Here is a 14,096-nt window from a genome sequence, read left to right as displayed (position 1 = left end):
GGTCTACTCCGTTCGGCCGTCGGTCACCCGTACGGACGCCGGTGGCCGGGAATCCAGAATTGATCAACGAAGTCACGCCGAAGGCATTACGGAAAATGCCCTCCGGGCGACGGAATTGATCACCGCCGATATGCGAACGGCCCCCGAAACGGCCCTCCGGGAACTTCCGCGCGGCGTGTCCGGAACGGCGGCGTAACGGATCCCGGGAACGGACCCCCGGAACGGCTCCCCGGAACGGCGGGCGGGCGCCCGGCCGAACAGCGGGCGGAACAGTGGGCGGAACAGTGGGCGGAACAACCGGCGGGCGCCCGACGGAACACCAGGTGGACCGGCGGGCGGACCGGCGCCGGACGGAAGCGGGAAACGGCGGGCGGAGCGTGCGGAACGGGCCGGGGGCCGCCGGGCGGGCCGGCCGGGCGCGGCTCGTCCGGGGCCGGGCGGCGGCGGGCGTACGGGAGCCGCCCGGGGCGGCCGCGCCACGAAGGGGCGGGTCGGGTGCGACCCCGGAGCGACGGCTCTGTAATCTGTCGGCGAACTGAGTTGATCTCGGACGGTATCGCGAACCGACGCGGTCCCCACCGCGATTACGCCGGTTCGACCGACCCGTCAACCGTCAGTCCGTACGTCAAGGAGATGCCGCCGTCGTGAGCCTCCCCCGAACTCCGTCCGCCGGCGCCCTCCGCCTTCGACGCCGTGCCCTCGCCGTGACCGCCGTCACGTTCTCGTTCGCCGCCCTCACCGCCTGCGGCGCGGGCAACAACGCGCAGACCCTCGGCGTCAAGCCGGACACCGCGGAGGCGAAGGTCGACACGATCGCCATCCAGAACGCGAATGTGATCACCCAGCCCGAGTCCGGCGCCGAGGGCCCCGCGGTCGTCTCCGCGACCGTCTTCAACCTGGGCGACAAGCCGCAGACCGTCGAGTCGATCACGCTGACCGGCGGCGACGCGGTGAAGCTCACCCCGGCGACGGGCTCCGGCCTGCTCACCGTGCCCGCGCAGGGCTCGATCGTGATCGGCGGCAAGGGCAACGCCTCCGCGGTGATCGACAACGGCACCGCGCTGACGAAGAACATCGGCGGCGTCCAGGAGACGGTCTTCCGCCTCAGCGAGACCGGCGATGTGAAGCTCCAGACGTTCGTGGTGCCCGCGACGGACTACTTCGAGGGCTTCGGCCCCAGCAGCCTGCCGTCGCCGCCCGCGTCCAAGACACCGGCCGCGCCCTCCGACGGCGCGTCGGCGCCCGCGAGCGGCGAGCCGGGCGGCGAGAACGAGTCCGGCGAGGCGTCCGCCCCCGCCTCGGAGGGCGCGGAGTCCCCGGACGCCGCCGAGACCGAGACCACGGGCTGATACGACGCCCCAGCGGCCATACGGGTGGGCCCCGCCGGATCTCTCCGGCGGGGCCCACCCGTTTACGCCGCGCGCCGCGCGGGGCCCGTACGCCGCCGTACGGGCCCGGGACGGTCTACGGCTCGAACTTGTACCCCAGGCCGCGGACCGTCACCAGATAGCGCGGTGCGCCCGGGTCCGGCTCGATCTTGGCGCGCAGCCGTTTGACGTGGACGTCCAGGGTCTTGGTGTCGCCCACGTAGTCGGCGCCCCAGACGCGGTCGATGAGCTGCATCCGGGTGAGCACCCGGCCGGCGTTGCGCAGCAGCATCTCCAGCAGGTCGAACTCCTTCAGCGGCAGATCGACCTTGCCGCCCGAGACGGTGACCACATGGCGGTCGACGTCCATCCGGACCGGGCCGGCCTCCAGGGCCGCCGGGGTGACCTCCTCCGGCTCGCCGCGGCGGCGCAGCACCGCGCGGATGCGGGCGACCAGCTCCCGCGAGGAGAAGGGCTTGGTGACGTAGTCGTCGGCTCCTATTTCCAGCCCGACGACCTTGTCGATCTCGCTGTCCTTGGCGGTCACCATGATGACCGGGACGTTGGAGCGGCCGCGGAGCTGGCGACAGACCTCGGTGCCCGGCAGCCCGGGCAGCATCAGATCGAGGAGGACGAGGTCGGCGCCGTTGCGTTCGAATTCGTCGAGCCCCTCGGGGCCCGTGGTCGCGACGGCGACCTCGAAGCCTTCCTTGCGGAGCATGTAGGACAGGGCGTCGCTGAATGATTCCTCATCCTCGACGACGAGCACTCGGGTCACGGAAGGACCTCCGGGGCAGGGATGTCGGTGTGCGGATCGGTGTCGTAGGGCCGGGGCCGGTCGTCGTACTGGTCGACGCGATCCGGGCGGGGGGTGTCGGTTCCGGCGGCGGGGGCGGCCCCGGGAGGGGCTCCGGTCCCGCCGCCGGTCCGGGAGCCGGTCCCGGCGTGGTGAGGGTCGGTCCCGGGGCCGGCTGCGGAGTGAGGGTCGGTCCGGGGGCGAGGGTCGGTCCCGGGGTGAGGGCGGTCGGTCCCGGGGTGAGGGTCGGTCCCGGGGCTGGTCGCGGTGCTGGTCGTGGTGCTGGTCCCCGGGCGGTGGCCCGGATCCATGGAAGATCCGGTTCCGGTTCCGGTGTCGGAGCCGGCCCCCGGGAGGGGATGGGGATCGGTTCCGGAAGGGGCTTCGGGCGTCGCGTCGGGTCCGGAGGTCGTACGGTCCCGGGCGGAGCCCGCTTCGGGAAGTCTGAGGGTGAAAGTGGAACCCTGTCCTTCGGTGCTCCACACCGTGACCTCCCCGCCGTGCGAGGCTGCCACATGTTTCACGATGGCGAGTCCGAGGCCGGTGCCTCCGGTGGCGCGCGAGCGGGCCGGGTCGACCCGGTAGAACCGCTCGAAGATGCGCTCGCGGTCCTTCTCGGGGATCCCGATGCCCTGGTCGGTGACGGCGATCTCGATCAGCCCGCCGAAGCCGCCGCCCTGGGAGCCCTCGCCCCCGGGGGCGGGGAGTCTGCGGGCCGAGATGCCGACGCGGGTGCGGGCCGGCGAGTAGTTGACCGCGTTCTCCACCAGATTGCCCAGGGCCGCGGCGAGCTTGCCGCGATTGCCCCAGATGTGGAGGCCGGAGGCGCCTCCGCTGGCCATGGTGATCTGCTTGGTGGAGGCGGGGTGCCGGGAGCGGTCGATCGCCTCGGCGACCAGCTCGTCCACCCGGACCGGCTCGGCGTCCTCCAGCGGGTCGTCGTTCTGCACCCGGGAGAGGTCGATCAGCTCCTGGACGAGATTGGTGAGCCGGGTGGCCTCGATCTGCATCCGGCCGGCGAAGCGGTAGACCGCCTCGGGGTCGTCGGACGCGTCCATGACCGCCTCGGAGAGCAGCGAGAGCGCGCCGACGGGCGTCTTCAGCTCATGGCTGACATTGGCGACGAAGTCTCGCCGAACCGCTTCGATCCGGCGGGCCTCGGTGAGATCCTCGACCAGGAGGAGGACGAGACGGGAGCCGAGGGGGGCGACCCGGGCGGAGACGGCGAGCGCCTCGCCGCGGCCGGTGCCGCGGCGCGGGAGATCCAGCTCGACCTGACGTATCTCACCGTCGCGCCGGGTGTCGCGGGCCATCTGGAGCATGGCCTCGACCGTCAGTTTTCCGCCACGGACCAGACCGAGCGCATACGCCGCGGAGCTGGCCTTCACGACGGAGTCGCTCTCGTCGAGCACGACGGCGGAGGAGCGGAGCACGGACAGCACGGTGTCGACGCCGGGCGGCAGCACGGCGTCGGTGTGCAGTGAGGTGCGGGTGGGTCTGCGCTGTTCCCGCTCGCTCCAGCGGAACGCCAGCATGGCGATCACGCCGGTGAGCAGACCGGCGATCGCAGCCACTGCGGCGACCGCCGCGTTCACGTCCATGCTTCCAGGTTAGGCGGGCCCACGGACATGGTCACAGCCAATCGGGTGGCGTCTCGAACAGTCGTCGCCCAGAGTTCACCGAGGGGACGGGGCCGGTTCATGTGACCGGGAGGCCCTCGACGCGTTTCGGACCCACCGTGGGAGCGTGGGGGTCCGAGAGCCCCACCCGGACCTCTGTTCACAGGCAGCTGAAAGGGAACTCGATGCGGGACGCGTACCACGAGGAACTGGATTCGATCGGCGAGGGCCTGGTCGAAATGGCCAGGCTGGTGGGGTCGGCCATCGGGCGCGCCACCACGGCCATGCTCGATGCCGACCTGAAATTGGCCGAAACTGTCATTGCGGCCGACCAGAAGGTCGATGACCTCCAGCACGATCTGGAGGCGCGGGCGATCGCCCTGCTGGCCCGCCAGCAGCCGGTGGCCACGGATCTGCGGATCGTGGTGACCTCGCTGCGGATGAGCGCCGACCTGGAGCGTTCGGGCGATCTGGCGCAGCATGTGGCGAAGCTGGCCCGGCTGCGCTTCCCGCAGTCGGCGGTGCCCAGGGATCTTCAGGCGACGATCCTGGAGATGGGCCAGCTGGCGCAGCGGCTGATGGCGAAGGCGGCGGAGGTGATCATCACCAAGGACGTCGATCTGGCGCTTCAGCTGGAGACGGACGACGACGAGATGGATCTGCTGCACCGCGCGCTCTTCCAGCATCTGATGGACGACCGCTGGAAGCACGGCATCGAGACGGCGGTCGATGTGACGCTGCTCGGCCGCTACTACGAGCGGTTCGCCGACCACGCGGTGTCGGTGGCGAAGCGGGTCGTCTATCTCGTCACCGGCGAGCACGCGGACGAGCTTCAGGCGACGACTCAGGTGGAGGGCGCGTAGCGCGAAGACTCGGGGATCGGCGGCGTGCCTCCGCGCGCTGTTGATGCGCCCGCCCGCGCTGGCGTGCAATAGCGGGAGGCGGGGCTCCCTGACCGCCCGCTGCACAGCCATGCCCCGTACACCGCGGTACGGGCCGTCCCGTACCGGCGTACGGGACCGTCTCGTACAGCGCTGTGGGACATGTTCCGTACGTCCTGAACGGCTCGTACGCTCATGAGGAGGGCCCATGGCCGATTCCCCGACATCAGATCCCCGGCGCGTGATCCCGGCCGGGACGGCGTTCTCGCCGGTCCTGTCCTGCAGCTGCGGACCGGGCTGCCAGTGCGGCTGCCAGTCCGGCGGCCAGTGCCAGTGCGGCGGCTGCGGCTAGCCGCGACCGAGTGCCCCTGAGGGCCCCGGCGTCCCGGAGCGGTCCGGGACGCCGGGGCCCTCTTCACGGGACGGCCTGCGGGGCCGCGGAGCCGTTCGCCGGAGCGCGTCCGGGGGCGGACACACGACATGCCCCCGGGCGCGGAGGGATCCGCGACCGGGGGCATGCCGGGTGTCGTGGCTACTTCTTCTTGCCCTGGTTCTTCACGGCCTCGATCGCCGCGGCGGCCGCGTCGGGGTCGAGGTAGGTGCCGCCCGGCTTGACCGGCTTGAAGTCGGCGTCCAGCTCGTACGCCAGCGGGATGCCGGTCGGGATGTTCAGCCCGGCGATGTCCTCGTCGGAGACGCCGTCGAGGTGCTTGACCAGCGCGCGCAGCGAGTTGCCGTGGGCCGCGACCAGGACGGTCCGGCCGGCCAGCAGGTCCGGGACGATGCCGTCGTACCAGTACGGCAGCATCCGGACGCCGACGTCCTTCAGGCACTCGGTGCGCGGGCGCAGCTCCGGCGGGATGGTGGCGTAACGGGGGTCGTCGCTCTGCGAGAACTCCGTGCCGTCCTCGAGGGCCGGCGGCGGGACGTCGTACGAGCGGCGCCAGAGCATGAACTGCTCCTCGCCGAACTCGGCGAGCGTCTGCGCCTTGTCCTTGCCCTGGAGAGCGCCGTAGTGGCGCTCGTTGAGCCGCCAGGAGCGGTGTACGGGGATCCAGTGGCGGTCCGCGGCCTCCAGCGAGAGCTGGGCGGTGCGGATGGCGCGCTTCTGGAGCGAGGTGTGCAGTACGTCGGGGAGCAGACCGGCGTCCTTCAGCAGCTCACCGCCGCGGACCGCCTCCTTCTCGCCCTTCTCCGTGAGATTGACGTCCACCCAGCCGGTGAACAGGTTCTTCGCGTTCCACTCGCTCTCGCCGTGGCGGAGGAGGATCAGCTTGTACGGTGCGTCGGCCATGTGTCCGAGCCTAATGGACGGGTGTACGGCTCTCTCTCCGGCGGTGGGCGTCTCCGGCTTTGGGGGCGTACACCCGGCGGTCCGCCGCGACTCTTGACGATCCGTGTCAATCCACTGGCCGCCGGGACCACGGCCTACGTAACGTTCTCTTTCGGAGAGTGACGCTTACATCTGCCATCCGTCGTAGGTCCTGGGGGGATCCATGTCCACAGCCGGTCTGCTCAGAGGCGTTCGCCGCGCCGTCACGGAGAGCGTGTCCGGGCTCCCCCGGGAGTTCTGGTGGCTGTGGACCAGCACGCTGGTCAACCGGCTCGGGGGCTTCGTCGCCACCTTCCTGGTGCTGTACCTCACCTCGGACCAGGGCCACTCGGCCGCGTACGCCGGTCTGGTGGTCTCGCTGTACGGGCTCGGCGGGGTGGTCGCCTCGCTCGGCGGCGGGGTGATGGCCGACCGGCTGGGGCGGCGGCCCACGCTGCTGATCTCCCAGACGGCGACCGCCGTGTCCGTCGCCGCCCTGGGCTTCGTCCACCATCCGGCGGCGATCGCGGCCGTGGCGTGCGCGGTGGGCGCGGCGTCCAACGCCTCCCGGCCCGCCGTCCAGGCGATGATGGCGGACATCGTGCCGCCGAAGGACCGGGTGCGGGCGTTCTCGCTCAACTACTGGGCGATCAATCTGGGTTTCGCGATCTCTGCGGTCGCGGCGGGCTTCATCGCCGAGTACAGCTATCTGGCCGGTTTCCTCGGCGAGGCCGTGATGACGCTGATCTGCGCGGTCTTCATCTTCGTGAAGCTGCCCGAGTCGAGGCCGGAGCGCCCCGCGGCCGACGGCGCGGCCGTGCCGGAGGTCGGACTCGGGACCGTGCTGCGCGACGGCCGGTTCATGGGCGTGGTCGGACTGTCCTTCGCGATCGCCCTGATCTTCATGCAGGGGCATGTCGGGCTGCCGCTGGCGATGGGCGAGGACGGGCTGTCGGCCTCGGACTACGGCACGGTGATGGCGCTCAACGGCGTACTCGTCGTGGTGCTCCAGATCCCGGTGACCCGGTACATCGAGCACCGCGACCCGCGTCGGCTGCTGATCCTCTCGTCGGTGCTGGCCGGGTACGGGTTCGGGCTCACCGCGTTCGCCGGGTCGATCGGGCTGTACGCGCTGACGGTGGTCGTGTGGACGCTGGCCGAGATCGTCAACGCGCCGACGCAGACGGGTCTGGTGGTGCGGCTCTCGCCGGTGCACGGCCGGGGCCGGTACCAGGGCATGTACACGATGACGTGGTCGGTGGCGACGCTGATCGCCCCGCTGGTGGCGGGCGTGGTGATCGACCGGTTCGGCGCGGAGTGGCTGTGGGGGATGTGCGCCGTGCTGGGGACGGCGGCGGGGCTCGGGTACTGGGCGCTGATGCGCAATCTTCCCCGGGGTCCGGAGGAGGAGATCGCCGCGGGGCCGGAGGCTCCGGCGGCGGGGCGGGGGGCGGCCGGCGGGGAGGCGGTCGGCGGGGAGGTCGGCGGGGAGGCGGCCGGCGCGGCGCTCGGCGGGGAGGCGGCCGGTGCGGCGAAGGGCCTCGGTGCGGCGGAGGCGGTCGGCGCGGCGGAGGCCGTGAAGCGGGTCTGACCGGTCGGCCGCCCCGCCGGGGCCGACGCCCCGGCGAAGCGGCGGCGGGTCAGGTCACGCTGCCCTGGTCGTCGAACATCTGCTTGACGGCGTTGTCGAAGTAGGGCGTCTGGTTCCAGCCGCCGCCGCTGATGGTGCTCATGACGCCGTTCTGCGAGCCGAGACCGTTCGCCTCGCTGTACGTGCGCAGCCAGGGGCCGCCGCTGGATCCGCCGCCGAAGTTGCACTGCAGCTCACTGTAGGACGCGCCCGCCGCGCGGGTCGTGCCCTGACAGACCCATTGGACCTGGCCGTTGTTGTGGTTTCCGGGGTATCCGAAGACGGTCGTGGCCTGGTTCTGGCTGAAGTTCCAGCTGAGTCCATGGCCGCCGGTGACATTGACGACCTTGTTGTTGTTGAGCGGCCAGGTGGTCACCATGGCCACGTCCCGCGCCAGATCGCTGTTGTTGGTCCAGCTGGTGAAGGTGCGGAACTGCTTGGCGGCGAAGGTGCCGAAGGGCCGCACCCCGTCGCGATAGCGGGGGACGTACGTCCAATTCTGCATCCACTGACCGGCCGTGCCGTTCGTGCCGCCTCCGTTGACGCAGTGACCGGCGGTGGTCACCATCTGCTTCGAGGGGCTGTTGATGGAGGCTGCCGAGCAGACGTAGTTCTTGCCGTCCGCCGGATTCTTGAAGAACACCTTGCCGACCGCCGCCGAGTCAGCCACCCGGGCCCCGGTCTTGCTCTTCTTCGCGGGTGCGGCGGCGGGAGTGGTGCCGGGCTTTCCGGTGGGGCCCGCCTTCCGCGCGGATCCCTTGCCCGATCCCGGGGGCGCGGGAAGGAAGTTGTCCGCCGGAATGGCCTGCGCCATACGCTCGGCGGTCCAGTACTTCTCGACCTCCAGCGCGGCGCGGCGGGAGTCGACTCCCTCGCCACCGGCCAGCTCGGCGGTCTTGCTGACGGTGGACGAGTCACCGGCCGGCGGGGTCTGCGCGGTGGACTCGGCCGAGGCGAGCTGGCCCGATCCGAGGACCAGGGCAGCGGCGGCGAGGGAGGAGAGAACGGTACGTCTCATCTGGCGCACTTGGCATCCCTTTTCTGTCACGTGGTGTGTGAAATGAGGTGCGATCGCGCTGTTCCGAGTGCCGGATGGTGCTGTTGGGGTGGGTGCTGGTGATCGAATCGTCCACCGAAGTCGTACGGGGGTAAATAGCGCGGTCGGGGCGCGCGCGAGGGCGCACCGGGAGCGGGGAATGCCGAGGTGACAGCCGTTCAACGGGGTTGGCCTGTACGCCCCTCATCCGGCCGGGCGGAAACGGATTGCGCTCCCCGTACAAGACATGTGGCGCAGGTCACCTTGAATAGGGGATTCCGTATTCAAGATTCCTCTGCATTCAGGCCGTGGACCGTTCTTTTCGGCCGGTGCGGGGGAGAGCCAGGGCGGGGCCGTTGTCCGCGCCGGGCGGAGGGAAGGAAATACGGGGAGGGATGACTCGGGCGGACGGCGGGGAGGGCGGGGAGTCAGCGCTCGGCGGGGCCGGGGTCCGGGGCGGCGGAGGTCACGCGGGTCCCCGGGTGCGCCAGCGCGCAGAGGAAGGCCAGCGCCAGGGCGATCGCCATCCCGTAGAACACCCACTGGTTGGCCTCGGCGAAGTCCATCCGTACCGCGTCCCCCGTCTCCCGCATCGCGGAGGTCACCGAACCGTCGCCCGTCCCCCGGCCGTCCCCGTGGCCGGCGACCGACTGGGCGATGTCGTGGGCGGTGCGCCGGGCCTCGTCCCGCGGCAGGCCCTGCGCGTGGAGCGTCGCGGTCACCTTGTCGACCGTGACATGGCTGAGCACCGTCCCGTACACCGCGAGCCCCACCGCCGCCGCGTAGTTGCGCGCCGTCTGGGTGATGCCGGTGACCTCCCCGTACGAGGCGTCGATCGCCCGGTTGACCGAGTCCGTCGAGGCCGGGGCGAGCAGAAGGCCGATCCCCGCGCCGGACAGCACCACATAGGGCCACTGCGCGCCGTACGACAGATCCGTCAGTTTCGCCGCCCAGAGGGCGAAGCCGGCCGTGGCGAGCGCCGTGCCCAGCAGCAGCGGCGGGCGCGCGCCCCGTTTGTCGAGCATCCGCCCGCCGACCTGGGAGGCGAGGACGAAGCCGAGGAAGAAGTAGAGGAGATACAGCGCCGCCTCGTTCGGCGTCTTCCGGAGCGAGACCTGCGCGTAGACCGAGGCGAAGAAGAACAGCGGGACGAAGGCGAGCATCCCGAAGAACAGCACCGCCGTATCGACGCTGAAGGCCCGGTCGCGGAAGACCCGGAGCTTGATCAGGGGCTGTTCGGGGACCCGGAGTTCGTAGACGCAGAAGGCGATCAGCAGCAGCAGTCCGCCGATGACGCAGCCCCAGGTGGCGAGGGATCCCCAGCCCCAGGAGGAGGCCTGCTGGAGTCCCAGCACGCTCAGGCCCATCCCGGCCGCGACCAGGAACGCGCCCGGCAGATCGAGGCGTTCCCTGCGCGCGTCGTCGGGGATGCGGGCCAGCACCGTGAGGACGATCGCGATCACGGCGACCGGGACGTTCACCCAGAAGATCGCCCGCCAGGTCCACGCGGTGAGCACACCGCCGAGCAGCGGGCCGATCGCGGTGAGTCCGCCGGAGACGCCGAAGAAGAGGGCGATCGCGCGGCCCCGGCGCTCCACCGGGAAGACCGCCGTGACGACGGCGAGGGCGGCCGGGAACATCAGCGCGGCCCCCGCCCCCTGAACAGCACGGAAGATGATCATCCAGGTCTGGGCGAATCCGCTCGCGGGGACGCAGCCGCAGAGCACCGAGGCGATGACGAAGACCAGGGTGCCGGTCAGCATCACCGTGCGGTGGCCGTGGATGTCGGCCAGCCGGCCGCCGAGCGCGAAGCAGGCCGCCAGCGCGAGCAGATAGGAGTTGACGACCCAGCGCATGCCGGACGCGGTGAGTCCGAGTTCGTCGGTGATGTCCGGGGCGGCGATGGCGACGATCGTCTGGTCGATGAAGGTCATCGCCACGGCGAACATCATCGCCGCGAGCGCCAGGGTCTGGTTCGCCGACCCGGCGGGGCCCCGGGCCCCCGGGGCGGCCTCCTCGGAGGGGGGCGTGGCGGGGCCGGAGCCCGACCCACCCCCGGAACCGCCCGTTTTGTCGCGCATGGGCAGGATTCTGCCTCGCGTCGAGATCTCCCGCACACCAGCGCGGGCGGTCGGGTGTCGGGGCCGGGGTCGGCTCTGCTCGGCGTCGCGCGGGGGCGGGTGTCGGGGCGGGGTCAGCCGGGCTCGGCGTCGCGCGGGGGCGGGTGTCGGGGCGGGGTCAGCCTGGCTCGGCGTCGCGGGCGGCGCCGGTCAGATGGGTGAACGCGTCCAGGTTCCTGGTGGACTCCCCGCGCGAGACCCGCCAGGCGTACTCCTTGCGGATGGCCTCGGCGAACCCCAGCTCCAGCAGGGTGTTGAAGGCCCCGTCCGCGGCCTCCAGCACCGACCCCAGCAGGCGGTCCAGCTCGTCCGGGACGATCACGGAGAGCGGGAGCCGGCCGGTCAGATAGATGTCGCCGAGGTGATCGATCCCGTACGCGACCCCGTAGAGCCGGAGGTTCCGTTCGAGCAGCCAGCGGTGGACGGCGGGGTCGTTGCCGTCGGGGTGGCGGATGACGAAGGCGTTCACCGAGAGGGAGTGTCTGCCGACCCGCAGGGAGCAGGTGGTGGAGAGCTTGCGGGTGCCGGGAAGGGTGACCACGTACGAGCCCGGCTCAGGGCTCTCCCAGGTCAGCTCGGCGTCTTCCAGGGCCCGCTCGATGATCTCCGTGGGCCGGCGCTCGTCAGACATGGTGCGAGCGTACCCGGCGGCGGTGTTCGTACATCGCCGCCGTGTAGACGTCGGAGGTGACGGCGGCGGCGGTGTCCCAGCCGAAGGACTCGGCGTGCCGGGCCGCCTCCGCGCCCATCCGGGCGGCGAGCGGGGGGTGGATCAGCAGCCGGTGGAGCGCCCGCGCGTACTGGGCGGGGTCGTGGCCGTCGACCAGCAGCCCGGTCGCCCCGTCGCGCACGGCGACCGGGAGGCCGCCGACCCTCGCGGCGACCACCGGGGTGCCCGCCGCCTGGGCCTCGATCGCCACCAGGCCGAAGGATTCGCTGTACGAGGGCATCACCAGCGCGGACGCGGCGCGGAACCAGTCCGCGAGCGTCTCCTGCGAGACCGGCGGATGGAAGTGGACGACATCGGCGATGCCGAGGCGCGCCGCGAGCTTCTGGAGCCCTTCGGGTCTGGCCAGACCGCTGCCGCTCGGGCCGCCGACGACGGGCACATGGAGCCGGGAGCGGAGGGATGGATTCCCCTCCAGCAGCAGGGCGACCGCGCGCAGCAGGATGTCGGGGGCCTTCAGCGGCTGTATCCGGCCGGCGAAGAGCGGTACGAAGGCGTCCTGCGGGACCCCGAGCCGGGCCCGGGCGGCGGCGCGGCCGTCGGCCGGGCGGAAGCGGTCGAGATTGACCCCGGGGTGGACGACGGCGACCTTCGCCGGATCGGCGTCGTAGAAGCGGACCAGCTCGTCCGCCTCCTCCGCCGTGTTGGCGATCAGCCGGTCGGAGGCGTTGACGATCTGGGTCTCGCCGATGACCCGCGAGGACGGTTCGGGGGTGTCGCCCTCGGCGAGGGAGGCGTTCTTGACCTTGGCCATGGTGTGCATGGCGTGGACGAGGGGGACGCCCCAGCGTTCGGCGGCGAGCCAGCCGACATGGCCGGAGAGCCAGTAGTGGGAGTGGACGAGGTCGTAGTGGCCGGGGCGGTGGCGGGCCCAGGCCTGCATCACCCCGTGGGTGAAGGCGCAGAGCTGACCGGGCAGGTCCTCCTTGGCGAGGCCCTCGTACGGTCCGGCGTCGACATGGCGGACGAGCACCCCGGGGGCCAGCTCCACCGAGGGGGGCAGCCCGCCGGCGGTCGCCCGGGTGAAGATCTCGACCTCGATGTTGATCGCGGCGAGCCGTCTGGCCAGCTCGACGATGTAGACGTTCATCCCGCCCGCGTCGCCGGTGCCCGGCTGGTGGAGCGGGGAGGTGTGGACGCTGAGCATGGCGATCCGGCGCGGCTTGCGATGCCCGCCGGGAAACCTGATCCGGGGTGGCAGGAAGCCGCTGCCGAGGCGGGAGACGTACTGGCTCACGTCGGCGTTCCTCCTCGTTCCGGCATGGGCAGAGCCGGGTTTCCACGGCGCACAACAGTGGAGCACCTTCTTCCATTTCCTCTGCTCCGGCACTTTGCCAAATCATTACGATTGGGCGGGCGGATTTGGTTCCCGGGCCGGGGCGCGGCCGTGGGGGCGCGGGGCGCGATCCGGGGGCGCGGGGAAGGCTTCAGGGGCGTACGGGGGGCGTGGGGGCCGGGCGCGGTGGCCCCGGGGCCCAGGGGGCTCGCGGCCCCGGCGGGCGGCGGGGCGGTGCGGGCGCGGCAGACGTCGGGGGCGTGGGGCTCGGCGGGCGTCGGGGCGATGCGGGCGTCGGGGGCGTGGGGCCGGGCGGGCGGCGGGGCGATGCGGGCATCGGGGGCGTGGGGCTCGGGTCCGGCGGGCGCATACGCTCGCTGTCATGACCCGCCCCGTCGGCACCCCGACCCGCGGGACGACCAACCCCAACCGGCTGCGCCGGATGGACCGCTGGATCGCCGCCGCCCACGGCCCCGCGCTGCGCCGCAGCGACCGGCCGCTCGCCGTCGACCTCGGATACGGCTCGGCCCCCTGGACCACCCTCGAACTGCTGCGGCGGCTGCGCACCGCCGACCCGCGCTGCGAAGTGATCGGGATCGAGATCGACCCCGGCCGGGTCGCCTCCGCGAAGCCGTACGAACGCGAAGGGCTCAGCTTCGTCCACGGCGGCTTCGAGCTGCCGGCGCCGGACCGGCCTCTGCTCATCCGCGCGGCGAACGTGCTGCGGCAGTACGAGGAGGGCGAGGTCGCCGCCGTCTGGGCGCGGCTGTGCGGACGGCTCGCGCCGGACGGTCTGCTGGTCGAGGGCACCTGCGACGAGATCGGGCGGCGGCACGTCTGGGTCGCGCTGGGGCCCGAGGGCCCGCGCACGGTGACCTTCGCGACCCGGCTCGGCTCCCTGGACCGCCCCTCCGACCTGGCGGAACGGCTGCCGAAGGCGCTGATCCACCGCAATGTCCCGGGCGAGCCGGTGCACGCGTTCCTGCGCGACTTCGACCGCGCGTGGGCCTCGGCGGCCCCGTACGCCTCGCTCGGGGCGCGGCAGCGCTGGATGCGGGCGGTGCGCGAGCTGGCGGCCGACTGGCCGCTGACGGACGGCCCCAAGCGGTGGCGACAGGGCGAGGTCACCGTGGCTTGGGCGGCGCTCGCTCCCTCGTACGGGTGAACGCGTGTACGAACAGGGAACACGCGGGGCTCGCCGTTCGTCAGCGAGACGTGGGAAGGGAGAAGGGGGCGGCCCACCGGCGGCCCTCTGTCGATTCACGGACCGCCGTGGCACCATCGCGGCAGCGTCCGTAAGTTACTGACGGTAAATCAGCTGGTCGCCGCAGT

General features: G+C 71.9%; 11 protein-coding genes. 4 read left to right on the top strand and 7 right to left on the bottom strand.

The features are described 5' to 3' along the window. Positions 1–644 precede the first annotated feature (644 nt). Entirely contained in the window at positions 645–1,349 is a 705-nt protein-coding gene (locus ACF089_RS26890) for a hypothetical protein (protein WP_392031532.1), read from the top strand. Positions 1,350–1,464: 115 nt separating this feature from the next. Here the strand turns inward: ACF089_RS26890 and ACF089_RS26885 are convergent, their stop codons facing one another. Further along, positions 1,465–2,145 (bottom strand): response regulator transcription factor, encoded by a 681-nt coding sequence (locus tag ACF089_RS26885; protein WP_018847140.1) that lies wholly within the window; start codon positions 2,143–2,145, stop codon positions 1,465–1,467. Continuing rightward, complete coding sequence (locus tag ACF089_RS26880) at positions 2,142–3,764, bottom strand: ATP-binding protein (protein ID WP_392031529.1); 1,623 nt, start codon at positions 3,762–3,764, stop codon at positions 2,142–2,144. The genes ACF089_RS26885 and ACF089_RS26880 overlap by 4 nt, the downstream gene beginning before the upstream one ends. A 203-nt stretch (positions 3,765–3,967) precedes the next feature. Between ACF089_RS26880 and phoU the strand changes: the two genes are divergently transcribed. Continuing rightward, on the top strand, positions 3,968–4,645 hold the full coding sequence (phoU, locus tag ACF089_RS26875) for a phosphate signaling complex protein PhoU (protein WP_392031526.1): 678 nt from the start codon (positions 3,968–3,970) through the stop codon (positions 4,643–4,645). A gap of 550 nt (positions 4,646–5,195) precedes the next feature. Here the strand turns inward: phoU and ACF089_RS26870 are convergent. Beyond that, the gene (locus ACF089_RS26870) at positions 5,196–5,957 is read right to left on the bottom strand and encodes a phosphoglyceromutase (protein ID WP_392031523.1); all 762 of its coding nucleotides are present in this window, start codon (positions 5,955–5,957) and stop codon (positions 5,196–5,198) included. A 202-nt stretch (positions 5,958–6,159) separates the two neighbouring features. Here ACF089_RS26870 and ACF089_RS26865 point away from each other — a divergent pair, with 202 nt between their 5' ends. Next, on the top strand, positions 6,160–7,566 hold the full coding sequence (locus ACF089_RS26865; protein ID WP_392031521.1) for an MDR family MFS transporter: 1,407 nt from the start codon (positions 6,160–6,162) through the stop codon (positions 7,564–7,566). Between the two features lie 49 nt (positions 7,567–7,615). Here the strand turns inward: ACF089_RS26865 and ACF089_RS26860 are convergent, their stop codons facing one another. The 4 genes from ACF089_RS26860 to mshA all read right to left on the bottom strand — a co-directional run bounded on the left by ACF089_RS26860 (position 7,616) and on the right by mshA (position 12,725). Next, on the bottom strand, positions 7,616–8,623 hold the full coding sequence (locus tag ACF089_RS26860) for a hypothetical protein (RefSeq protein WP_392031518.1): 1,008 nt from the start codon (positions 8,621–8,623) through the stop codon (positions 7,616–7,618). A 446-nt stretch (positions 8,624–9,069) separates the two neighbouring features. Next, complete coding sequence (locus ACF089_RS26855; RefSeq protein WP_392031515.1) at positions 9,070–10,722, bottom strand: MFS transporter; 1,653 nt, start codon at positions 10,720–10,722, stop codon at positions 9,070–9,072. A gap of 157 nt (positions 10,723–10,879) precedes the next feature. Then, positions 10,880–11,392 carry a YbjN domain-containing protein gene (locus tag ACF089_RS26850; protein WP_392031512.1) on the bottom strand — a complete coding sequence of 171 codons (513 nt, stop codon included), beginning with the start codon at positions 11,390–11,392 and terminating at the stop codon, positions 10,880–10,882. After that, positions 11,385–12,725, bottom strand: coding sequence for a D-inositol-3-phosphate glycosyltransferase (gene mshA / locus ACF089_RS26845; protein WP_392031510.1), 1,341 nt, complete (start codon positions 12,723–12,725; stop codon positions 11,385–11,387). The genes ACF089_RS26850 and mshA overlap by 8 nt, the downstream gene beginning before the upstream one ends. Positions 12,726–13,146: 421 nt before the next feature. On the opposite strand from mshA, the gene ACF089_RS26840 reads away from it, so the two are divergent. After that, positions 13,147–13,929: a class I SAM-dependent methyltransferase gene (locus ACF089_RS26840; RefSeq protein ID WP_392031508.1), complete on the top strand. Its 783-nt coding sequence runs from the start codon at positions 13,147–13,149 to the stop codon at positions 13,927–13,929. The last annotated feature ends 167 nt before the right edge of the window (positions 13,930–14,096 follow it).

The sequence above is a fragment of the Streptomyces sp. NPDC014894 genome (assembly GCF_043080985.1).
Taxonomy (GTDB): Bacteria; Actinomycetota; Actinomycetes; order Streptomycetales; family Streptomycetaceae; genus Streptomyces.
This window is presented reverse-complemented; position numbering and strand designations above follow the sequence as displayed.